Source organism: Lichenicoccus sp. (assembly GCF_965277665.1).
Classification (GTDB): Bacteria; Pseudomonadota; Alphaproteobacteria; order Acetobacterales; family Acetobacteraceae; genus Lichenicoccus.
The window spans coordinates 1699013-1721370 of the sequence record NZ_OZ255835.1; the positions used below are offsets into that span (position 1 = coordinate 1699013).

At 69.5% G+C, this 22358-nt stretch carries 24 protein-coding genes and 1 other RNA gene; 17 read left to right on the forward strand and 8 right to left on the reverse strand.

Features of this window, described 5'->3' with window-relative positions; all coding sequences use genetic code 11:
• Positions 1-184 precede the first annotated feature (184 nt).
• The 4 genes from rplU to proB all read left to right on the forward strand — a co-directional run bounded on the left by rplU (position 185) and on the right by proB (position 3054).
• Entirely contained in the window at positions 185-499 is a 315-nt protein-coding gene (gene rplU, locus ACQY4O_RS07760) for a 50S ribosomal protein L21 (protein ID WP_428375609.1), read from the forward strand.
• Positions 500-516: 17 nt separating this feature from the next.
• On the forward strand, positions 517-786 hold the full coding sequence (gene rpmA / locus ACQY4O_RS07765; RefSeq protein ID WP_428375610.1) for a 50S ribosomal protein L27: 270 nt from the start codon (positions 517-519) through the stop codon (positions 784-786).
• 112 nt (positions 787-898) lie between these two features.
• Positions 899-1903, forward strand: coding sequence for a GTPase ObgE (gene obgE / locus ACQY4O_RS07770; RefSeq protein WP_428375611.1), 1005 nt, complete (start codon positions 899-901; stop codon positions 1901-1903).
• A complete protein-coding gene (gene proB / locus ACQY4O_RS07775; RefSeq protein WP_428375612.1) occupies positions 1900-3054 on the forward strand; it encodes a glutamate 5-kinase in 1155 nt (384 codons plus the stop codon). Before obgE ends, proB begins: the two co-directional genes overlap by 4 nt.
• Before the next feature lie 157 nt (positions 3055-3211).
• Here proB and ACQY4O_RS07780 read toward each other — a convergent pair whose 3' ends face one another.
• Positions 3212-3628, reverse strand: coding sequence for a hypothetical protein (locus ACQY4O_RS07780; protein ID WP_428375613.1), 417 nt, complete (start codon positions 3626-3628; stop codon positions 3212-3214).
• A gap of 12 nt (positions 3629-3640) precedes the next feature.
• Positions 3641-3964, reverse strand: coding sequence for a DUF2312 domain-containing protein (locus ACQY4O_RS07785; RefSeq protein ID WP_428378140.1), 324 nt, complete (start codon positions 3962-3964; stop codon positions 3641-3643).
• Between the two features lie 264 nt (positions 3965-4228).
• Between ACQY4O_RS07785 and zwf the strand changes: the two genes are divergently transcribed.
• Complete coding sequence (zwf, locus tag ACQY4O_RS07790) at positions 4229-5707, forward strand: glucose-6-phosphate dehydrogenase (protein ID WP_428375614.1); 1479 nt, start codon at positions 4229-4231, stop codon at positions 5705-5707.
• A 25-nt stretch (positions 5708-5732) separates the two neighbouring features.
• Positions 5733-6179 (forward strand): hypothetical protein, encoded by a 447-nt coding sequence (locus ACQY4O_RS07795; protein ID WP_428375615.1) that lies wholly within the window; start codon positions 5733-5735, stop codon positions 6177-6179.
• A 6-nt stretch (positions 6180-6185) separates the two neighbouring features.
• On the opposite strand, the gene ACQY4O_RS07800 is transcribed toward ACQY4O_RS07795, so the two are convergent.
• The 6 genes from ACQY4O_RS07800 to ACQY4O_RS07825 all read right to left on the reverse strand — a co-directional run bounded on the left by ACQY4O_RS07800 (position 6186) and on the right by ACQY4O_RS07825 (position 9532).
• Complete coding sequence (locus ACQY4O_RS07800) at positions 6186-6476, reverse strand: hypothetical protein (protein ID WP_428375616.1); 291 nt, start codon at positions 6474-6476, stop codon at positions 6186-6188.
• 225 nt (positions 6477-6701) lie between these two features.
• Positions 6702-6836, reverse strand: coding sequence for a hypothetical protein (locus tag ACQY4O_RS07805; RefSeq protein WP_428375617.1), 135 nt, complete (start codon positions 6834-6836; stop codon positions 6702-6704).
• A 117-nt stretch (positions 6837-6953) separates the two neighbouring features.
• Positions 6954-7454 (reverse strand): periplasmic heavy metal sensor, encoded by a 501-nt coding sequence (locus tag ACQY4O_RS07810; protein ID WP_428375618.1) that lies wholly within the window; start codon positions 7452-7454, stop codon positions 6954-6956.
• A complete protein-coding gene (locus tag ACQY4O_RS07815) occupies positions 7451-7879 on the reverse strand; it encodes a hypothetical protein (RefSeq protein WP_428375619.1) in 429 nt (142 codons plus the stop codon). The genes ACQY4O_RS07810 and ACQY4O_RS07815 overlap by 4 nt, the downstream gene beginning before the upstream one ends.
• Positions 7880-7881: 2 nt before the next feature.
• On the reverse strand, positions 7882-8451 hold the full coding sequence (locus ACQY4O_RS07820; RefSeq protein ID WP_428375620.1) for an RNA polymerase sigma factor: 570 nt from the start codon (positions 8449-8451) through the stop codon (positions 7882-7884).
• 169 nt (positions 8452-8620) lie between these two features.
• On the reverse strand, positions 8621-9532 hold the full coding sequence (locus tag ACQY4O_RS07825) for an AraC family transcriptional regulator (protein WP_428375621.1): 912 nt from the start codon (positions 9530-9532) through the stop codon (positions 8621-8623).
• A gap of 107 nt (positions 9533-9639) precedes the next feature.
• On the opposite strand from ACQY4O_RS07825, the gene ACQY4O_RS07830 reads away from it, so the two are divergent.
• From ACQY4O_RS07830 to ftsL, 11 genes are all read left to right on the forward strand, one after another.
• Entirely contained in the window at positions 9640-11124 is a 1485-nt protein-coding gene (locus tag ACQY4O_RS07830; protein WP_428375622.1) for an alpha-glucosidase/alpha-galactosidase, read from the forward strand.
• A 55-nt stretch (positions 11125-11179) separates the two neighbouring features.
• On the forward strand, positions 11180-12478 hold the full coding sequence (locus tag ACQY4O_RS07835; protein ID WP_428375623.1) for an ABC transporter substrate-binding protein: 1299 nt from the start codon (positions 11180-11182) through the stop codon (positions 12476-12478).
• A gap of 49 nt (positions 12479-12527) precedes the next feature.
• Positions 12528-13436 carry a carbohydrate ABC transporter permease gene (locus tag ACQY4O_RS07840; protein WP_428375624.1) on the forward strand — a complete coding sequence of 303 codons (909 nt, stop codon included), beginning with the start codon at positions 12528-12530 and terminating at the stop codon, positions 13434-13436.
• Positions 13433-14281: a carbohydrate ABC transporter permease gene (locus tag ACQY4O_RS07845; RefSeq protein WP_428375625.1), complete on the forward strand. Its 849-nt coding sequence runs from the start codon at positions 13433-13435 to the stop codon at positions 14279-14281. Before ACQY4O_RS07840 ends, ACQY4O_RS07845 begins: the two co-directional genes overlap by 4 nt.
• Before the next feature lie 66 nt (positions 14282-14347).
• The gene (gene petA / locus ACQY4O_RS07850) at positions 14348-15019 is read left to right on the forward strand and encodes a ubiquinol-cytochrome c reductase iron-sulfur subunit (RefSeq protein ID WP_428375626.1); all 672 of its coding nucleotides are present in this window, start codon (positions 14348-14350) and stop codon (positions 15017-15019) included.
• Positions 15020-15074: 55 nt separating this feature from the next.
• Positions 15075-16685: a SulP family inorganic anion transporter gene (locus ACQY4O_RS07855; protein WP_428375627.1), complete on the forward strand. Its 1611-nt coding sequence runs from the start codon at positions 15075-15077 to the stop codon at positions 16683-16685.
• A gap of 258 nt (positions 16686-16943) precedes the next feature.
• Positions 16944-19025, forward strand: a complete 2082-nt coding sequence (locus tag ACQY4O_RS07860; RefSeq protein WP_428375628.1) for a Hint domain-containing protein — start codon at positions 16944-16946, stop codon at positions 19023-19025.
• 32 nt (positions 19026-19057) lie between these two features.
• An RNA gene (gene rnpB, locus ACQY4O_RS07865) (RNase P RNA component class A) lies at positions 19058-19500 on the forward strand.
• Between the two features lie 396 nt (positions 19501-19896).
• Complete coding sequence (mraZ, locus tag ACQY4O_RS07870; RefSeq protein WP_428375629.1) at positions 19897-20430, forward strand: division/cell wall cluster transcriptional repressor MraZ; 534 nt, start codon at positions 19897-19899, stop codon at positions 20428-20430.
• A gap of 77 nt (positions 20431-20507) precedes the next feature.
• Complete coding sequence (gene rsmH / locus ACQY4O_RS07875) at positions 20508-21494, forward strand: 16S rRNA (cytosine(1402)-N(4))-methyltransferase RsmH (protein ID WP_428378141.1); 987 nt, start codon at positions 20508-20510, stop codon at positions 21492-21494.
• Positions 21491-22342, forward strand: a complete 852-nt coding sequence (gene ftsL / locus ACQY4O_RS07880; protein ID WP_428375630.1) for a cell division protein FtsL — start codon at positions 21491-21493, stop codon at positions 22340-22342. The genes rsmH and ftsL overlap by 4 nt, the downstream gene beginning before the upstream one ends.
• Positions 22343-22358 lie beyond the last annotated feature (16 nt).

Here is a 22358-nt window from a genome sequence, read left to right on the forward strand (position 1 = left end):
GGGTTATAGAAGCCCGCCCCGCCCGGCGCAATCCTGTTGACAGACGAAGGCGCCGCTCTATAACCCCCTCTCCCGCACCGGTTCCGCCGGGGCGTCGCCATGCCCGCATGGCCCATGACAAGAAGCGACTGAGGCACCCGGGTCCGGCATCCGGGAGCCTAGAGATCGGAAAGCAGAGACAAAGATGTACGCAGTCATCCGCACTGGCGGCAAGCAGTATCGCGTGGCCCCGCAGACCGTGCTCAAGGTCGAGAAACTCGATGTCGAGGCCGGCGCCACCGTGACCTTCTCCGAGGTGCTCGCCATCGGCGGCGAGGCGGGCACCAGCATCGGGGCGCCGTTCGTGCCCGGCGCCACCGTCACCGCGACGGTCGTGGCCCAGGACCGGCTCGATACGGTCATCATCTTCAAGAAGCGCCGCCGGCAGAACAGCCGCCGCCGCAACGGCCATCGCCAGCCGGTCACCGTGCTGCGCATCGCCGACATCACCACCGCCTGAGGCGAGGAGACTGACCCATGGCACATAAAAAGGCAGGCGGCTCGTCCCGCAACGGCCGCGATACCGCCGGACGCCGCCTCGGCGTCAAGAAGTTCGGCGGCGAGAGCGTGATCGCCGGCAACATCATCATCCGCCAGCGCGGCACCAAGGTGAAGCCCGGCCGCAATGTCGGCCTCGGCCGCGACCACACCATCTTCGCCCTGGTCGACGGCCACGTGAAGTTCGAGACCCGCGCCGAGGGCCGGGTGCAGGTGAGCGTGGACAGCCTGGCGGTCGCCGCCGAGTAGCGCCTACCGCCCGCGACGCACCTCCGGATGCAGGGTCGGCCATCGTTGGCCGGCCCTTTGTCGTTGTGGCGCCTCCCACCCGTTCGACCCGCCGGAAGTTCTCCCGCACGCCATGAAATTCCTCGACCAGGCCAAGATCTACGTGAAGTCGGGGGACGGCGGCGACGGCGTGATCGCGTTCCGGCGCGAGAAATACATCGAATTCGGCGGTCCGGACGGCGGCAATGGCGGCCGCGGCGGCGACATCGTGTTCGAGGCGGTGGCCAACCTCAACACCCTGATCGACTTCCGCTACACGCAGCACTTCCGCGCCCGCAAAGGCGGCAACGGCGCCGGCTCCGACCGCACCGGCGCCGGCGCGCCGACGGTGCGCATCCAGGTGCCGATCGGCACGCAGATCTTCGACGACGGGCGCGAGATGATGCTCGCCGACCTGGATGCGCCCGGCAAGACCGTGCTGCTGTGCCGCGGCGGCGATGGCGGCTTCGGCAATGCGAGCTTCAAGACCAGCACCAACCGCGCGCCGCGCCGCGCCGACAAGGGCTGGCCCGGCGAGGAACGCTGGGTCTGGCTGCGCCTCAAGCTGATCGCCGATGCCGGGCTGGTGGGCCTGCCGAACGCCGGCAAGTCCACCCTCCTGTCGGTCGCCTCGGCAGCCAGGCCGAAGATCGCCGACTATCCGTTCACCACCCTGCACCCGCAACTCGGCGTGGTGCGGCTGTCGATGTCCGACGAGTTCGTGCTCGCCGACATCCCCGGGCTGATCGCGGGCGCGCATGACGGCGCCGGCCTCGGCGACCGTTTCCTCGGCCATGTCGAGCGCTGCGCCGTGCTGCTGCACCTGATCGACGGCGCCGCCGGCAATGTCGTGCGGGCCTGGCGCACGATACGCAGCGAACTCCACTCCTATGGCGGCGGCCTTGCCGACAAGCCAGAGCTCATCGCGCTGAACAAGACCGACGCCATGACGCCGCGGCAGATCTCGTCGCGGCAGCGGGCCCTGGAAAAGGCCACCGGCAATCCGGTGCTGCTGCTCTCGGCTGCGACACTGGGCGGCGTGCCGCAGGTGCTGCGCGCCCTGCAGGACCGCATCACCGCGGCGCGCGCGGCCGCGTGACCGCGGAGCGGCCAGCGCCGGGGATTGCTCCCGAAAACTCCCCGAACCTCGCCCAGGCCAGGCGCCTCGTGGTCAAGATCGGCAGCGCGCTGCTGGTCGACCCGGCCGCAGCCGCCCCCCGCCAGGCCTGGCTGGACAGCGTCGCCGCCGACATCGCCACCCTGCGCCGTCGCGGCATCGAGGTGATCGTGGTGTCGTCGGGCGCCATCGCGCTGGCCCGCCACGCCCTGCGCCTGCCGCCCGGCCGGTTGCGCCTCGAGGAGAAGCAGGCCGCCGCCGCGGTCGGGCAGATCCGGCTCGCCCAGGCCTGGAGCACGGCACTCGCGGCGCACGGGCTGACCGCGGCGCAGCTGCTGCTCACCCCGGGCGACACCGAGGATCGCCGGCGCTACCTCAACGCGCGCGCCACCCTGAGCACGCTGGCCAGCTTCGCCTGCGTCCCGGTGATCAACGAGAACGACACCGTCGCCACCGCCGAGATCCGCTTCGGCGACAATGACCGGCTGGCGGCGCGGGTCGCCGAGATGGTGCAGGCCGACCAGCTCGTGCTGCTGTCCGACATCGACGGCCTCTACACCGCCGATCCACGCCGGCATCCGTCGGCCGCGCACATCCCACTGGTGCCGGCGCTGACACCGGCGATCGAGGCGATGGGTGGCGCGCCGCCGCCGGGCTACTCGTCGGGTGGCATGCGCACCAAACTGGTCGCGGCAGGTATCGCGACACGGGCCGGCTGCGCGATGGCGATCGGGCTCGGCAGCCGGCTGCACCCGCTGCAGGCCCTGCTCGACGGCGCCCGCTGCACCTGGTTCCTGCCGGTCCCGGACGGCCGGTCGGCGCGCAAGCGCTGGATCGCCGGCGGCTTGCAGCCCTGCGGCCGGGTGCAGGTCGATGCGGGAGCCGCCCGCGCCCTGCGGTCGGGCAGCTCGCTCCTGCCGGCCGGCATACGCAGCGTCGAAGGCGACTTCGAGCGCGGCGACCTGATCGAGGTGCTCGACGGCGACTTGCATCTGCTGGCGCGCGGCCTGTCCGCCTATGGCAGCATGGACGCGCGCCGCATCGCCGGCCATCGCTCGGGCGCGATCGAGGCACTCCTCGGCTGGCGCGGCCGCGACGAGATGATCCATCGCGACGACCTCGTGCTTCTCTGATCTAGAACGATGCATTTGCTATGAAGCGAAAGCAGGCCAGGGCCTTGCCCTGGACCCATCAAAGGCAGCCTTTGAAATCCATTCTTTTACAGAATCGGGGTCTGGGGCCCCAGCGGGTCAAGGGCGGAGCCCTTGCGCTTGGTCCTTCCGCGGCCTGCTAGCGAAAGTCGTCGCGCGGCGGCCAGCGCAGGCGCGGCTCGCTACGCTCTTCCGGAGCCGGGCGCTCCGGCGGCACCCGCCGCACCTCGGACACGTCGCGTGGATCGATGCGGACGCCGCGCCGGGTCGCCGCAGGTGCCTCGTCCTCGAACTGGGGCTCGGGCCGGGCTGCGGGCTCCGCCGCCTTGCGCGCCCCCTGGTGCGCAACCTGGGCATCCGGCAGCCGCATCGACAGCATGCGAAGCTCGGCATGGATGTCGTCGAGCTGCGCCTCGAGCAGGTCGAGCCTGCCCCGCAGCCCGAACACCGCAAACGGCATCATCAGGAACGCGCAGGCGAACAGCACGAACAGCACGACCAGGACCAGCTGCGCCCACCACGGCACCCAGTCAGGCAGGATGGGCGACAACGTCATGCCGGCCTGGCCCTACATCCCGAGCGCGCGCCGGTAGATGTCGAGCAGCGTCTCCTGCTCCTCTACCTCGGCCGGTTCCTGCTTGCGGATGCGTATGATCTGGCGGATCACCTTGACGTCGAAGCCGGCCGATTTCGCTTCGGCGAAGATGTCCTTGATGTCGCTCGACAACGCGCGGCGCTCTTCCTCGAGTCGCTCGACCCGCTCGATGATGCTCCGCAGCCGGTCGGCCGCAATGCCTCCGGTGGCCGCGCGGTCATCCGCCGGGCCATCCGGCGTTGCCGGGCCCTGGGCCGGGTCCTGGGCCCGCGAGCCTGGCCTTTCGGCCGTGTCCAGCGTCATGTCGTCCGGCCCCATCCACTCGCCCCCCAATCCGGTCCCCTCTCGGGTCGTCGCCAGGGAGGGGCGGCTTACCAAGACCCGCCGGTAAGGGTCAATCGGCATCTCCATCCCATTGCAACCGCACGGAGCTTGCAGGACGTGCCGCAAAGCACAATCTTGCACGCGCGCCCGGGCCGCCGCGTCCCTGACCCTCGCGTCCCTGGCCCCCCGCGTCCCTCGCCACGGCGCACCCGCGGCATCCGACGGAGCTGACCCAGTATGCCAAGTGTAACCGGTCCGGTCGAACCGTTCGACTACATCGTCTTCGGCGCCACCGGCGACCTCACCATGCGCAAGCTGCTGCCGGCGCTGTACTACCGGTTCCGCGACGGCCAGATGCCCAGCGACGCCCGCATCATCGGCGCCGCCCGGTCCAAGCTGTCCGACGAGGACTTCCGCGGCCGGGCCGAGAAGGCGCTGGCCCGCTTCATCAAGGCGCCCGACCTCGACGAGGCGGTGGCGCGGCGCTTCATCGGCCAGATCTTCTACGCCAGCGTGAACGGCGCCGAGTCCGACAGCTCCTGGGAGAACCTGCTGCGGCTGTTCGATGCGGGCGTCGCGTCCCGCACCCGGGTGTTCTACCTCGCCACCTCGCCTGGCCTGTACGGCGATATCTGCCACAACCTCGCGCAGCACGGGCTGGTCACCCCGCAATCGCGCGTGGTGCTCGAGAAGCCGATCGGCACCGACCTGGCGTCCGCGGAACGCATCAACAACGAAGTCGGCCAGGTCTTCGACGAGAAAAAGATCTTCCGCATCGACCATTATCTCGGCAAGGAGACGGTGCAGAACCTGATCGCGCTGCGCTTCGCCAACCCGGTGTTCGAGCGCCTGTGGACGTCGGATGCCATCGACCACGTGCAGATCACCGCCGCCGAGAGCGTGGGCGTCGAGGGCCGCGGCGACTACTACGACAGCTCCGGCGCGCTGCGCGACATGATCCAGAACCACCTGCTGCAGGTGATGTGCCTGGTCGCGATGGAACCGCCCGGCGCGCTCGACGCCGACAGCCTGCGCAACGAGAAGCTCAAGGTGCTGCGGGCCCTCAAGCCGATCCTGCCGGAGGAGGTGCCCAACGTTGCGATCCGCGGCCAGTACGGCCGCGGCCGCATCGGCGATGCGGTGGTGCCCGGCTACATGGAGGAACTCGGCGAAGGCCGGCAGAGCAAGACGGAAACCTTCGTGGCGCTGAAAGCGGAAATCCACAACTGGCGCTGGGGCAAGGTGCCGTTCTACCTGCGCTCGGGCAAGCGGTTGCCGAACAAGTCCAGCGAGATCGTGGTGCAGTTCAAGGAGACGCCCTGGTCGATCTTCAAGTCCAAGCTGCAATCCAACCGCCTGATCATCCGGTTGCAGCCCGAGGAGGGCATCCAGCTCTCGATCATGAGCAAGGATCCGGGACCGGACGGCATGGTTCTGCGCCCGGCCAAAATCGACATCTCGTTCGAGAAGGCGTTTTCCACCCGCTATCCGGACGCCTACGAGCGCCTGCTGATGGACACCGTTCGCGGCGACCCGGTGCTGTTCATGCGGCGCGACGAGGTCGAGGCAGCCTGGACCTGGGTCGAGCCGGTGCTGGATGGCTGGGCCAGGCACCCCGACACCCTGCATTACTACTCCGCCGGCTCGTGGGGTCCGGAGGCAGCACGGCGGCTGCTCGCGCAGGACGGCAGGTGCTGGCACGAGGATGTGGAATAGCGGCTTGGCGCGACCGAACACGACCATGCGGACACCGCGCTCCGGCCCGCGGCCACCGGTTCCGCGCACCACCCGACGGCAACTCGGCACCCGCATCGCCGCCATCGTGCTTGCCGGTGCCCTGGTGGTGGTGCTGCACTTCACCGGCGTGCTGCCACGCCTGCAGCAGCGCTTCTTTCCCGACCCGGTGGACTGGCACAACGACTACAGCACGGTCGAGCACCTGCGCGGCCAGGTGGTGGCGAACGGCCTCACCCATGACGCCAAGGAATGCCTGCTGTTCATCATCAACGGCAACGATCCGCCGGCCGCCCAGCGCTTCCAGGTGATGGAGAAGCACAGCGGCACCTGTCCCGGCGCGCGCGGCCAGTTGCCGCTGCTGTTCACGCTGCGGGTCGATCGCGAGCACGGCGTGGTCGAGACCGACCAGGGCAGCCCGGGCCAGTTCCACGCCATGCCGGTGACGCCCTGAGCTGATCTAGCGCCAGTGCGCCGGGATCCAGCCGCCGAAGCGGCCCCAGTGGCCCGGCACCCACTGATGGTAGCCGGGGCGCCGGATCACGTAGGCGCCCGGCATCCAGGCATAGCCGCGCCCGTCCCAGCGCCAGCCGCCGCCCCGCCACGAATAGCCGGGACCGGGAGCGACCGGTACAGGCTCGTAGCGCGGCGGCGGCACCGGCGGAAAGGGCTGTGCCTGGGCCCGCTGCGGCAGTGCGAGGGTCGCGGCGCCGATGAGAGCAATGAGCGCGCAGGCGGCAAATCGTTGCATATCAAAGTGCTTTCGAACGTCGGGAGGGCGGTCGGTGAAGTCGGCTCGGAGCCTGTTTGAAAACGCCTGATGCTGGATGAGAGCGACCCGCAGGGTCGCGCCCGGCGTGCCGTTTCGAGCACCGGAGCGGAGCGGCCTTCATGGCCGTGAGCACCGGAGCGCAAAAACGGTGCCCAGTCTTAGAAAGCGGGGGATCGCCAGCAGCAGGTGTTTGCAAATCGGCTCTCAGCGGCAGCGATACGGGTGCCAGTAGCACCAGCCGCCGCCATGGCCCGGCGCGATGATGCAACCCGAGACCGACATGCCGCAGCCCGCGACCAGGATGGCAGCGCATAGCTGCCGGATCAGACGATTTCGCATATCTCGTGTGCTCCGCTGCTTCGTTGCGAGCGAGCCGATGCCCTGCTCGTGTTCCTTGAACGGGGCTTGTTAGGAAATCCGTCGGGCGCCTGATCAAAAAGAGCTGCTGGCCATCGCCTATCGCGGGGCCGGCGCGGACGCGGGTGCCGCGATTGCCCGGCGTGCCGGATGACGCAGCGGGCCGCCACGGGCGAGGCCACGCGCCAGGAACACCCGCTCGTCCGCCGGCAAGGTCGCCGCGACCTGCACCGCCGCGGTCTCGAGGCGGCGGCGCAGCTCGAAATCCGCCGCGCGCGCGCGATCCAGCGCCGCCAGCACCGCGGCAGAATCGAACGTCGGCTGCACGAACAGCGCGGCGGCGGCGGCCCGGCTGTCACGGGCGGTGGCGGGCAGGTCGCGGCTGTCGCGCAGCACGGTCCGGATCGCGACGCGGAACCGGGCCCGGTCGGGCGCCGGCAGGTCGTCCCCTGCCGCGCGCAATGGCTGGCGTGCTATCGGATGCGCCCGCAAGCCGCCCTGCTGCCACAGCATGAACAACCCGCCGCCGATCGCCCCGAACGCGAACACGTTGACTAGCAGGGACGCCGCCAGCAGCAGGGTGACCTGTCGTGACATCATGGCTGGACCTCCGTGGTCGCGGGTTCCTCTGGATCGAGCGGCGCTCCCAGAACGCTCACCTCGTACAGATGATCGCCGACCTGGTCGGGCCCCGGCTGCGACAGGGTGACGAAAGCGGCGCCGGCGGCCACGCCCCCGGCCAGCACCCCGGCGGCGCCCAGGCCGGAGAACCACAGCCGCAGGCGCCCTGCGTGGCGGTGACGCGATGCGGCCTGCATCAGGATACGCCCGGAGAGCGCCGCTCCGGGACCCGGCACCGTCCAGGTCGCGAGTGCGGCGTCCAGTCGGGCTGCTGCATCAAGAATGCCGGCCGCCTCCGGGTGCAGCAGCAGGTGCGCCCGGGCCGCCTCGCGCAGGTCGTCGGGCCAGCGTTCGAGCATGCCGCCATGGGCATCCGCGAGTGCCGCAAAACGTTCGGGCGTCATGGTCATTCTCCGAGCAGGTCGCGCAACATGCGCCGGCCCCGCGACAGCAGGCTTTCCAACGCTTCCACGCTGATCTCGAGCACCTGGGCGATCTCGATATTGGACAGCTCCTGGTACGTCTGCAGGGCGATGGCCTCGCGCTGCCGGGGCGGCAGCCGGGCCAGCGCCTGCCGGACCCGCCGGGCGGTCTCCTCGCTCTGCAGCGCCTGGTCGGCACGCGGTGCGGGATCGACGCGCTCCGGCGGCTCGGCCATCACCACCTCGCGTCGCTTGCGCTGGATGTCGGTGCAGAGGTTCAGCACCACCCGGTGCAGCCAGGTCTCGAAGCGCGCGGCACCAGGCTGCCAGTGCCGGGCCTGCCGCCAGGCCCGCAGCAGCGCCTCCTGGGCGACGTCGTCGGCTTCCCCGGCAGCGCCGAGCAGCCGCTGGGCGAGCGCGTGCAGCCGCGGCAGCTTGCGGTCGACCAGGGTGCGGAACGCCGCCTCGTCGCCGCTCGCCATCCGCGCGACCAGGGACGCATCGGGATCCTCGGCCACCCCTGCTCCCGCTGTCGCCCGGACGACGCGACGCATCAATCCCCCGGCCGGGTCGCGGCGGCCGCGAGGCCCGGTCGAAGCCGGGGCTCCGCTCGCCATGAGAAGTGCAGCACCGTGCATCCACGCCCTTCGGGTTGACCCGTACAGGTCTTGCACGCGCCAGCACCGCCGATCCGTCGCGACAATCGTCGGCGTGACGCGCCCATCAGCGGGCGGTCTGGATGGCCGGCGCCGGGCCGCCCGCGAACATGCCGCTGCGGCGGAAGTCCCGCGGGGTCACGCCGTAGAATCGCCGGAACAGCTTGGTGAAGTAGTTCGCATCGGCAAAGCCGCAGCGCATGGCGATGACATTGATCGGGTCCGGCTCGGTCTGCAGCCGGCGCGCCGCCTCCTCCATGCGCACCCGCAGCCGGTAGCGCGCCGGGGGCACCCCCTCGCTCGCGCTGAACAGGCGGCTGAAATGGTAGCGGCTGTAGCCACTCACCGCCGCCATCCGCCCGACATCGACAGGGGCGCCGCCGCCGTCATGCACCAAGGACACCGCCCGCTCGATCGCCGCCGGACGCTTCGAGCTCGCCCGCACCTCGCCCCAGGCCAGCATCTCGTCGGCGAGGTGCATGGCGATCGAATAGGCGAGCTGCGAGCTGCGCGCCGGCGACGAGGCCTCGCCGTCCAGCACGGAGCCGCAGGCGCGTGCCAGCCGGTCGATGCTGGCGGGGCCGAACCGGACCAGCGGGCCGACTTCCAGCAGCTGCCGCCACAGCCGCAGCACCTCAGAGCCGTTCAGGCAGATCCAGAAGAACTCCCACGCGTCACCGGGCGCCAGCCAGTAGCGATTGTCGTGCGGAAAGGCGAGCAGCATGGTCTGGCCGGGCAGCACCTCGTGCTGGATGCCGCCATAGCGCAAGCGCCCGCGGCCGGAGAGGGTGTGCTGCAGCAGCACGAACGGCGCATCGCCACGCCTGAGCCCGTCCCAGTCATAGAAGCGGCCTTGTCTCGGATCGTAGCGGCGCAGGTCGTAGCCGGCGCTGGTGACCATGGCGTGCAGCCGGTAGCGCTCCTTGGGGAACGCCAGCGATACCGCACGCGGACCGGCCGCGACCAGGCTGCTCAGCACGCAATTGCTGGTATAAGCACAGCTTTCCTCTTTCCGCCGGTCGTGTCGCTGAGCAGGGTAGCAAGAAATTCCCTGTCCCAAAACTTCCCTGTGAGAAGGACGACCTCATGAAAGTCGCGGTGATCGGAGCCGGCAGCGTCGGCTTCACGCGCAAGCTGGTGCGGGACATAATCAAGGTCGAGGCGCTGCGGGACACCGAGTTCGCCTTGCATGACATCAGTGCCGCCAACCTCGACATGGTGGCCCAGATCGTCCGCAAGGACATCGCGGCGAACCGCCTGCCGACCCGTGTCAGCACCTCGACCGAGCGTCGCGCGGCGCTGGCGGGAGCCCGCTACGTGATCTGCTGCGTGCGCATCGGCGGCCTCGATGCGTTCCACCACGACATCGAGATCCCGCTGCGCTACGGCGTCGACCAGTGCGTCGGCGACACCATCTGCGCCGGCGGCCTGATGTACGGCATGCGAACGGTACCGGAGATCCTGGCGTTCTGCCGCGACATCCGCGAAGTGGCCGAGCCGGGCGCGTGGTTCCTCAACTACGCCAACCCGATGGCGATGAACAGCTGGGCGGCGATCGAGCATGGCGGCGTCGCCAACACGGTCGGGCTGTGCCACGGGGTGCAGCATGGCTGGCGCCAGATCGCCGAGGTGCTCGGGGCGACCGACCCGCACGAGCTCGAGTATATCTGCGCGGGCATCAACCACCAGACCTGGTATGTCGACCTGCGCTGGAACGGCCGCCGCATCGACTGCCGCGAACTGCTGGAGGCCTTCGAGCGGCACCCGCAATACAGCCAGGAAGAAAAGGTGCGCATCGACGTGCTGCGCCGATTCGGGGTCTATTCCACCGAGAGCAACGGCCATCTCAGCGAATACCTGCCCTGGTATCGCAAGCGCCCCGACGAGATCCCGAGCTGGATCGACCTCACCAACTGGATCAACGGCGAGACCGGCGGCTACCTGCGCTACTGCACCGAGCAGCGCAACTGGTTCGAGACCGACTTCCCGCGCTGGCTCGGCGAGGCGGGCGCGCCGCTCGAACACTACCAGCGGTCGGACGAACATTGCAGCCACATCATCGAGGCGCTGGAAACCGGCAAGTCGTATCGCGGCCATTTCAACGTGCGCAATGCCGGCCTGGTGACCAACCTCGCTGCCGACTGCATCGTCGAAAGTCCGGGGACCGTCGACCGGTTCGGGCTGAACATGGTTGCGGGCATCACGCTGCCGATGGCGTGTGCGGCAACCTGCAGCGTGACCGTGAACGTGCAGCGCATGGCGCTCAAGGCGGCGGTCGAGGGCGACCTGGACATGCTGCGCCTGGCGATGCTGCATGACCCGCTGATCGGCGCGGTATGCAACCCCGAGGAGGTCTGGCAGATGGTGGACGAGCTGCTGGTGGCGCAGGCACAGTGGCTGCCGCAATTCGCGCACGCGATCCCGGATGCACGCGACCGCATGGGACGGGCCCGGCCCTCGGCCAAGGCCTCCGCGGGTGCCGCGCGGCTGTCGGTGCGCAGCGTCGCCGAGCTGCGCGAGGCACGGGCGCCGCGCGACGCCGCCCACTCGCCGTCCGAACTGGCCGGCTGACGCGAACAACAGGCCCGCAAGAGGCTTTCCCAAGATGCGCCAGGAACAGGAAACGATGGCCACTCAAAAAGCAGCCGCCATGCCGATGACCCGGCGACAGGCCGGCGCCGCCCTCATATCGGCGAGCGCCATGCTGGCCGCCGGGATGCCGTCCGCACGCGCCGCCGATCCGGTCTCGCTCAAGTTCTGGGTCGCCTGGGACCCGGCGCTGCCGGACAGCAAGATCGCGCAGGCGAAGATCGCGCAGTACGAGGCGGCGCATCCCGGCGTCACCATCGAGCTGCAGAACATGTCGTTCGAGGCGATGCACGACAAGCTGGTGACCGCGATCGCCGGCGGCCAGGGCCCGGACGTGAGCTGGGGCCTGGCCGAATGGCTCGGCGAGTTCGACCGCATGGGAGCACTCGCCGACCTCACCGACGCGGTGGCTGGCTGGCCGGACAAGGCCGCGATCTACCCGAACGTCTGGACCGGGCTCACCGTCCGCGGCCGCATCAAGGCGGTGCCGCATTATCTCGGCATACGCGCGCTGCTCAGCCACCAGGCGCTGCTCGCCAAGGCCGGCATCGCAGCGCCACCGAAGAGCTGGGCGGAGCTGCTGGACCAGGCCGCGGCGATCCACACCAAAACCGGCAAATACGCCTTCGCGGTCGCCAACGACGCGGTGCGCGCGCCGCAGGAGTTCTTCATGCTGCTGGTACAGAACGATGCGCCGCTGGCTGAACCTGTCGCCGCCGGCCTGTACCGCAACAACTGGGACCGCGATCCGGCGCAGCTCAGGCGGGGCAGCGAGGTGATGGCGCTGTATCGCGACCTGCTCGCGCGCGGTGCGATCGCACCCAGTTCGACGAGCTGGGGCTGGGAGGAGGAGGACAACAACTTCGCGCTCGGCCAGTACGCGATGGTGATGAACGGCTCCTGGATGCACCTGCACGAGGCGCAGTATCCGGACAGCATGCGCGACGTCGAGATCACGCCACCGCCCGGCTTACGCAACCGCCGCACCTATTTCGAGATCAATCCGTTCTATGTGTACAAGGCGTCCGCGCACCTGCAGCAGGCCACCGACTTCGCGCACTTCCTGATCACCAGGGACTACCAGGCCGCCGCCCGCCCGGCCGACAGCCCGCGCACCGACGTGGTCGGCACCGGCAAGTGGGGCACCTCGTTCAGCGCCCTGGCCGCGACCGGCGTGCCGTTTCCGCCTGTCGCCCTCGGCCAGATCACCCGCGACATGCAGGACGCCATCGGCCGCGTGCTGCTGCGGCACGAGGAGCCGCAGGCGGTGGCGGCCCGCTTCGGCCGCGCGGTCAATCATGCGCTGCGCCAATCGGGCGAGCTCGCGTCCGGGTAGGCGCATGCGGCACTCGGCGACCCTCAAGCTGCGGCGAACGGCCGCGATCGTGCGGCCTGAAAGGCGCGCCGAGGCCGGCCGTCGCACGCAGATCATCAGGACGGCGGCGCTGTTCACTGCCCCTGTGGTGCTCCTGCTGCTGGTGCTGATCGCCTACCCGCTGCTGCGCGTGCTGTGGGAGAGCGTACGCTTCGTCAACCTGGTGAACCCGACGGTGCAGGGTTTCGCCGGGCTCGAGAACTTCCGGACCGTGCTCGCCGACGACGACTTCGTGCCGGCGCTCGAGAACACGGCGATATGGACCGCGCTTTCGGTTGCCGGCGAATACGCGCTCGGCCTGGCCTCGGCCCTGGCGCTGGCCCGCAACGTGCGCGGCCGCGGCGTCTTCCGGGCGCTGATCATCGTGCCCTGGGTGATCCCGATCGTCGTGGCCGGGCTGACCTGGACCTGGATGCTGACCCCGGAATACGGCATCCTGAACCACTGGCTGGTGCAGGCGGGGGTGATCCGCCAGCCGATCGCCTGGCTCGGGCAGCCCGCGACGGCGCTGTTCACCGTGACGCTGGTCAATATCTGGCGCTCGTTCCCGTTCTACACCATCAGCCTGCTCGCCGCCCTACAGGCGGTCCCGCGCGAGCTGCACGAGGCCGCCGCCGTCGATGGTGCCGGACCGATGCGGCGCTTTCGCGTCATCACCATGCCGCACATCAGGACGGTGTCGCTGACCCTGATCCTGATCCACGTGATCTGGACCGCGATCAACTTCGACTTCATCTGGGTGATGACCCAGGGCGGCCCGCTGGACGCCTCGGAGACGCTGCCGATCATGATCTACCGCTACGCCATGCAGCAGTTCGACGTCGGCGCCGCCTGCGCGCTCGCCAGCATGATGATGGGCTTCATGGCGAGCATCGTGTTCGTACAATATTACGCCACGCGCGCGAGACCTGCGGCATGATCGTCGCCGGACGACGCGAGCACCGCCTGCATGACCGGCTCACTTATATCGTGCTGGTCACGCTCTCGCTGTTCTGCCTGTTCCCGTTCGTCTGGATGCTCGACACGGCGCTCAAGCCCACCCTCGAGGTGCAGAGCCTGAGCCCGTCGCTGCTGATCCGCCACCCGACGCTGGCGAGCTTCCGGCACGTGCTGCTGGAGACCGAATTCGGCATCTATTTCCGCAACAGCCTGATCGTCGCCGGCGCGTCGACCCTGGTGGCGCTGAGTGTCTCGATCTTCGCCGCCTACGTGCTCAGCCGCTGGCCGCGCATGAAGCTCGCGCGCGCGGTCGGCGGTGCCCTGCTGCTCTCGCAGATGATCCCCGGCGTCTTGTTGCTGATCCCGCTCTACATGCTGATCCGGCAGCTCGGCCTGCTCAGTTCCTACCTGGGCCTGGTGCTGGTCTATTGCAGCTTCACCATCCCGCTCTGCAGCTTCATGCTGAAGGGCTTCTTCGACGCCATCCCGCGCGAACTCGAGGATGCCGCCGAGCTCGATGGCTGCACGCGCACCGGCATCATCGGACGCATCCTGCTGCCGCTGGCCGCCCCCGGCCTGCTGGCGGCGGCCGCGTTCGCCTTCATCAATGCGTGGAACGAGTTCATGTTCGGCTACGTGCTGATCAACGACGACGCGCACCGGACGCTCACCCCCGGCATCATGCTGTTCCGCAGCGCGCACGTCACCGACTGGGGCAGCCTGATGGCGGCCTCGGTGCTGGCGGTGGTGCCGGTGGCCGGCTGCTTCCTCTATTTGCAGCGCTATCTCATCGAGGGACTTGCAGCAGGCGCCGTGAAGGGCTGAGCCGCGTCGGCTCTTGTCCGGGGGCTGCCGAAGCGGCAGAACAGGCGGCAGCGCGCTGGAGACGACATGGCTGTTCAGACGGACCCCCCGATTGCTGGCCACGGCGCTGCGGGTCACGGCCCGGAGTCTGGGCCGCGCCGCGACTTCCTCACCCTGCTGACCGGGGCGGCGGCGGTCATCGGCGCCGGCGCCTTCGTGTTCCCGTTTCTCGACAGCCTCTCACCTGTCGGCGGCCCCGACAGCGCCGATGCCACGGTGGACGTGGACCTGAGCAAGGTCGCACCCGGCCAGCAGATCGTCGTGGTCTGGCGCGGCAGGCCGGTCTTCGTGGTGCACCGCACGCCTGCGGCGCTGCTTGCCCTGCAGGACACCAACCTCACCAACCGGCTGCGCGACTGGGCCTCGCGCGAGCTGCAGCAACCGGACTACGTGGTCAACTGGCACCGCTCGCTCGCCCCGGAATACGGCGTCATGGTCGGCATCTGCACGCATCTCGGCTGTGTGCCCGGCTACGTGCCGAACCCGTCGCCGACCGAGCCGGTCGCGAACTGGCCGGGCGGCTATGCCTGCCCTTGCCACGGCTCCAAGTTCGACCTCGCCGGCCGGGTCTTCGAGGGAGCGCCGGCGCAGTACAACCTGCCGGTGCCACCCTATTCCATGCCCACCAAGACCAGCCTGCGCATCGGCCTCAGCCCGGACGATCTCGACTTCGACTTCGACACCATCCGCCAGCTCTAGAAGGGAACGCCGCCACGTCCGGAGCCGCCGCTGACCCGAGGCTTGCGGACCGGGCATGATCGCGGTCGTCGAGGGTTGGCGGGCCGGGCTGTTCGCCCGCTCGCAATGGGTGCCCAACATCGTCTCCGGCCTGATCGTCGGCGTCGTGGCGCTGCCGCTGGGCCTCGCCTTTGCCATCGCCTCCGGGGTGCGGCCCGAGCAGGGCCTCTACACCTCGATCATCGGCGGCCTCGTGGTGTCGCTGTTCGGCGGCAGCCGGATCCAGATCGCGGGTCCCACCGGCGCCTTCATCGTCATCCTGGCCGGCGTGGTGGCGCGGCACGGTGCGGGCGGCCTGCTGGTGGCGACCCTGATGGCCGGCGTGATGCTGCTGGCGATGGGGTTCGCCCGCTTCGGCGCCGCCATCCGCTTCATCCCGGATCCGGTGATCAGCGGCTTCACCGCCGGCATCGCGGTGATCATCTGGGTCGGACAGTGGCACGACTTCTTCGGCCTGCCGCACACCGGGGGCGAGCATTTCTACGAAAAGCTCGGCCAGCTGCTGCGCGTGCTGCCGCACCTGCATCCGGCGACCACGGCGCTGGCGCTGGCAAGCATGGCGCTGCTGCTGTTCGGGCCGCGCATCCCCGGCCTCGCGCGCCTGCCGGGGCCGCTGATCGCGCTGGTGGTGGCGACCGGGCTGCAGGCGGCGTTCCGCTGGCCGGGCGTCGCCACCATCGGCAGCGCCTTCGGCGGCATTCCACGCGGGTTGCCGCACCTCACCCTGCCCGCGATGGGCTTCGACCAGGTGATGTCGCTGCTGCCGTCCGCCTTCACCATCGCCATGCTGGGCGCCATCGAGAGCCTGCTGTCGGCGGTGGTGGCCGACGGCCTGGCGGGCACCCGGCACAACTCCAACCAGGAGCTGATCGGCCAGGGCCTCGCCAACATAATCAGCCCCCTGTTCGGCGGCATCGCCGCCACCGGGGCGATCGCGCGGACGGCCACGAACTTCCGCAACGGCGGCACCGGGCCGCTGGCCGGCATCGTGCACGCGCTGACCCTGGTGGCGGTGCTGCTGGTGGCAGCCCCGCTCGCCGGCATGATCCCGCTCTGCGCGCTGGCGGCGATCCTGTTCGTGGTGGCCTGGAACATGAGCGGGGCCGCGCACTGCGTGCGCATGCTGCGCACCGCGCCGCGGGCGGATGCGGGGATCCTGCTGATCACCTTCGGGCTCACGGTGATGACCGACCTGGTGATCGCGGTGAATATCGGCGTGATCCTGGCAATGCTGCAGTTCCTGCGCCGGATGGCGTCGAGCGTCGAGATAGTGGCGCAGGACGCGGCCACGCTGTCGGTGCCGCTGCCGCCCGGCGTGCTGGTCTATGCGATCGAGGGCCCGTTCTTCTTCGGCGCGGTGGACACGCTGGAGCGCGCACTGGGCCACACCCGCACCGATCCGCGCTGCCTGATCCTGCGGCTCGGCCATGTGCCGTTCATGGACATCACCGGCCTCCAGGCGCTGCAGGAGGCAGCCGGGAACCTGGAACGACGCGGCGTCAAGGTGGTGTTCTGCGAGGCCAACATGCGGGTGCTGCGCAAGCTGCTGCGCGCCGGCCTGTTGCCGCGCGGCGGCCCGCGCCGCTACTGCTCGACGCTGGCAATCGCGCTCGAACGCGCGGGATGAACACGCTGGGCATGTAATGGCGGCGTATTCGATTGCTTTTTGCAACAGAGATCCGCACAAGGGACAGGTCTCGCGCCGAAACTTCGCCTGATGCCCGACCTAGTGGTCCGATCCTGACGCTCACTACCCGAGCGGCAGGTTCAATCGGTCCATCAAATCAAAGGCCAGTGGTAAAACCTGACGAACTGTTCCGTCAGATTTTCCCACTGGTCCGGTTGTGGGTGCTCGTTATTGATCAGCAATGGAAGCGGGCGCGGCATGCCGTTGGCATCGGATATTTACACCGAGACCACCAGGACGACGACTGGTCCGTATGCCGGGGACTACCTGTTCTCGACCCTGACGGACTGGTCCGGCGGTGCGGCGCCGAACAGCTCCACGACGGCCGTGACCCTGAACCTGCTGTCGGGCAGCACCATTGCGGTGGACGATGCCGCCGTCATGGGCACGCTGACCTATAACAATGGCGGCAGCCCGAGTACGCTGCTGATCGGCGGCTCCCTGACCGCCACCACGCTCGCGACCCTGGCCGCCAACGTCACCACGACGGTCGCCGCCGGTGGCAGCCTGGACTTTACCGGGGCCACGACCGAATTCGGCCTCACCAACACGGTCAATGTCAGCGGCACCCTGACCGCCAGTGCGCTCAGTTTCGCGACCCAGACCGGCACCGCCTCCAACATCACGGTGAATAGCGGCGGCACGCTGACCGCTGCCAGCCTCGACCTGAGTGGCGTTGCCGGCACCACCATCCAGGCCGGCGGCAGTCTCGTCGAGACCGGCATCCTGACCTTGAACGGCGATACTCTCAGCATTGCCGGAACGGCGAACATCGGAACGCTTGAACTCAAGAGCGGCAGCCTTGCCATCACCGGCCAGACCAAGATCGCCTATAGCGGGACCGACATCTTCGCCATCAACAAAGGCGGCAGTCTCGAAATAACCGGCGCCATCAACAGCCTTACCGCCAATGACGGGCCGAGCACCTTCAACATCGATGGCGGCACGGTGAAGCTGGACGCCACCGTGTCGCTGGCGAACGCGCTCGCTGCCACCTTCAATTTCGGGTCCAGCGTGACCTACGGAGGCGGATCGTTCTGGCTCGGCAACGCCGCCATCACCGGTACCGGCACGGCTAGCACGTTCGGCTACGCGATCACCGGCGTCATGGCCGGGGACAGCTTCGAGGTCGGCACCCAGAAATACACCTCCGCGAGCTATGCCGGCCATGTTCTCACCCTCACCGGCCCAGGCCAGACATTGACGCTCGGCAACGTCACCGGCACCGCCCTGACGAGCGCCTCGTTCAGCCTGAGCACGGCGGCCGACGGCGGCACGACGGTGACCGTGAGCTGCTTCTTGGCCGGCACCCGCATCGAGACCAGGCGCGGCGAGATCGCCATCGAGGCGCTGGCCGAGGGCGACGAGGTGGTGACGCTCGAAGCGGGGATGCGCGGGTCCTCGCGCGTGCGGTGGTTGGGGCACAGCGTCATCGACGCCGCCGTCGGCGGCGAGCAGGCGGCGCCGATCCGCATACGCGCGCACGCCTTCGCCCCCGACCAGCCACGGCGCGACCTGCTGGTGACGCCGGAGCACTGCATCCTGGTCGAAGGCGGCCTGATCCCGGCCCGCATGCTGGTGAACGGCGCCAGCATCCTGCGCGAGCCGGGTCTCGGACGCTACGAGGTGCATCATGTCGAGTGCGAGCGGCATGTCATCCTGTTCGCCGACGGTCTCACCACCGAGAGCTATCTCGATACCGGGACCAGCGGCAACTTCGGCACCCAAGACCGCGCCGCCGCCGACTGGACGGCCGACGCCGCGGCACCCCTGACCACCGCGCGCGCGATCGTCGAGCCGATCTGGCGCCGGCTGTGCGAACGCGCCGGCGCCGCGTCGCCGGTGCGCGCGGTCGACCACGCCGATGATCCGGACCTGCGCCTGCGCCTGCAGGACGGCAGCGTCGTGCGCGCGCGCAACCGACGCGGGCCGCGGCACTTCTTCGTGCTGCCGGCCGGCACCGCCTCGACCACGCTGCTGTCACGATCCGGGGTGCCCGCCGAGATCGAGGGGCCGTTCGTCGATGACCGCCGCCAGCTCGGCGTGCAGGTCACCCGCGCCCTGCTCTGGACCGGACTTGCGACGCAGAGCCTGCCGCTCGCCGATGGCAGGCGGCGTGGCTGGCACGCCAGCGAGACGGCCGCCACGGCGCGCTGGACCGACGGGCAGGCGGAGCTTGGGCTGCCGGCGATCTTGCAGCGACCGGCGATCCTGGAGATCGAACTCGCCGGCATCGCGTTTTATGCGCCGCATCACCACGCATCGCGCCCTGCTGCTTGACGTAGCACCCGCCCGGCCCCAGGGTCCGCCCGCCAGACGGCCGGACGGTCGCTGCCGCGCTCTGCGCCGCCCGCAAGGACGGCGCCAGGGTCGGTGGAGGAAAGTCCGGGCTCCACGAAGGAACGGTGCCGGCTAACGGCCGGCGGGGGCGACCCCAGGGAAAGTGCCACAGAGAACAGACCGCCTGCACGCCGACCCGGGCAACCGGGGCCGCCTGCAGGCAAGGGTGAAACGGTGCGGCAAGAGCGCACCGCGCTTCCGGCAACGGCGGCGGCAGGGCAAACCCCACCGGGAGCAAGACCGAATAGGGGCGGCGGGACCGGTTCGCGATCACGGTCGCGAACCGGCTCCGGAGGTCTTTCGCCTCGCCGCCCGGGTTGGTCGCGCGAGGCACGCAGCAATGCGTGTCCCAGAGGAATGACCGTCCCGCAGCTTCGGGTGCGGACAGAACCCGGCTTACAGGCCGTCTGGCACCTTTTCCAACGCCCCCCGCCTGTTCGAAGACAGTCTGGGTTCTCCTTACGGCGTCGATTCGACTAGGCGCGGTTCACACATGCGGCACAGACCGCCGCATAACCAGAACGATTCAAGAACAGACATCTCGTTTTATAGCGGTTCCGCAACAGTTGGACGCCCAACCTGCTGTTCTTCCGACACCCACGCAAAACCGCACAAGTCGTGGAAAGAACATGCTTTCTTGTTTGACCGCCCATGTTGGCCCATGATATCCCAAGGATGCCCACGATACAGAGCGTTTCAGCGAATGCTCGGACCGGATGCGCCGGTTCGCGGGAATTCGCGAAATGCAGCGTCCGTGGGCAGGAGCTGCGCCGCATGACGGGCGCGGGGTGTCAGGGGGGCGTCGCACAGTATGAGCGTGTTCCTCGGCACCCACCAGAATCGCCTCGATGCCAAGGGCCGGGTTTCGGTGCCCGCCGGATTTCGCAACGCGCTGCGCGAGCGTGCCGCACGTCAGCAGGGGATTGCGATCGACGACGTGCCGGGCCCGGTGCAGATCGTTCTCCGCCCGTCGCACAAGCATCCCTGCATAGAGGCCTGGCCGCCCGCAGCATTCGCATCGCTCGCGAGCCCGCTCGACCAGCTCGACATGTTCTCGGAAGACCATGACGACCTCGCCGCTGCGATTTATGCGGATGCTTATCCTATCGATGCGGACAAGGAGGGGCGAATCATGCTTCCAGAGATCCTGTCCGCGCATGCGGGATTGATCGATTCGGTCGCATTCATGGGGCTAGGCCACATCTTCCAGATCTGGGAACCGAAAGCGGCCGAGGCCCGGCGCAACGAGGCCCGCGTGCGGGCACGGGCGGTCAGCCTGCCGGGCGCGCGCGCCGGGGGGGCCGGCCAGTCGTCGAGAGATCAGTCGTCGAGAGATCAGTCGTGAACGCGCGCCGGACTCGCCCTCGGACGGCAAAATCGTTGGCCCGGACTGCAGGAAACGCCGCCGGCCATGCGCCGGTGATGCTGCCCGAGGTCATCGGGATGCTCAGGCCGCGCGATGGCGGCGTCTATCTCGACGGCACCTTCGGCGGCGGCGGCTACGCGCGCGGCATCCTGGCGGCAGCACATTGCACCCTGTGGGCGATCGATCGCGACCCGCAGGCGATCGAGCGCGGCGCCGCAATCATGCATGAGGTCGCGCTGCACGATGGCGACCGGGCGGCCCGCCTGCATCTGATCGAAGGCAGTTTCGGCAGCATGATGGCGCTGCTGGCCGAGTGCCGGGTGCATCAGCTCGATGGCGTGGTGCTCGATCTCGGCGTGTCGTCGTTCCAGCTCGACGATCCCGGGCGCGGCTTCTCGTTCCGCGCCGACGGACCGCTCGACATGCGCATGAGCCGCCACGGCGAGACCGCCGCCGACCTGATCCGCACCCTGCCGGAAGCAGACCTTGCCGACACGCTCTACGCTCTTGGCGAGGAACGGCTGTCCCGCCGCGTGGCACGCGCCATCGTGACAGCCCGGGCCGAGGCGCCGATCGAGACCACGCTGCAGCTCGCCGCCATCATCCGCGCGGTGGTGCCGCCGGATCGCTCCGGTCGCCTGGACCCGGCGACCCGCTCGTTCCAGGCCCTGCGCCTGCGCGTCAATGACGAGCTCGGCGAGATCCAGCGCGGCCTCGCCCAGGCCGCCGAGCTGCTGGCGCCGGGCGGCCGGCTGGTCGTGGTCGCGTTCCATTCGCTCGAGGACCGCATCGTCAAGCGCTTCATGATCGAGGCCGCCGGCCGCCTGCCGCTGCCATCGCGGCACGACCCGCGGGGACTCGGTGGGCACCTCGCACCGCCCCGCTACCGGCTCCTCGCCAACCGGGCCGCTCGTCCCGGCGAGCAGGAGGAAGGCCGCAATCCGCGCGCCCGCAGCGCCAGGCTGCGCGGGCTCGAACGCCTCGACAGCGCCTCGACCATACCGTCCGCACCACCGACCCTGCCGGCAGGAAGCCCCGCATGATCCGTCCCCTGACCTTTTTCTGTGTCGTGCTCGCCGGCACCTCCGGCCTGTACGTGTACACCGAGAAGCACCAGACCACGGTGCTCGACCAGAAGATCTCCAAGGTCGTGCAGGAGACCCAGCAGATCCGCGAGCGCACCTCGATGCTGCGCGCGGAGTGGGCGCTGCTGAACCAGCCGGACCGGCTGCAGTCGCTGGCGCAGCGCTTCCTGCCGCAATTGCATCCGCTGGACCCGACGCAGTTCGTCCAGCTCGCCGCCGTCGAGCATCGCCTGCCCGACGAGGCCCCGCCGGTGGCCGCCGCCGCGGTCCAGCCCGCCGAGCTTGCCCCGGTGCAGGTCATGGCGCGGGCCACGCTGGCGCCGGAACCCGACACCCTGTCCGATGCGCCGCGTGCGCCCGAGGTCCGGACCGCCGACAGCGCGGCCGCCGGGGACGCGGCGGCCGACGCGCGCGCCGTGCAGGAGCCGGTGTCGCACGCGCCGCTCTACGCCGCCGCGACGCCGGCCCAGCCGCATCGCACGGTCACGCACCTGCGCACGCAGCACCCGGTGGTGCTGGCGGCGACGCAGCCGGCGCGTCCGGCAGCGCGCACGACCGCACGCCCGACCCGGACCGCGCCCCTGGTGCAGATGGCGGAGTATTCGCCACCGCCGCTGCGCCGCCTGATCCCGAACGCCGGCATGACCCATCCGGCGCCGCTGCCGATCGCGGCCTGGCGCCCGGCCCAGCGCTACGCCTCGGCCCAGGTTCCCGCCTACCAGGCCTCCAGCTACGGCATCGGCTCGTCGCTCGGCTTCTCGCACGCGGCCCTGCCGCCGCCGGTGCCGGTGCAGGACGGCAACTAGGCATGGTTCCGACCGA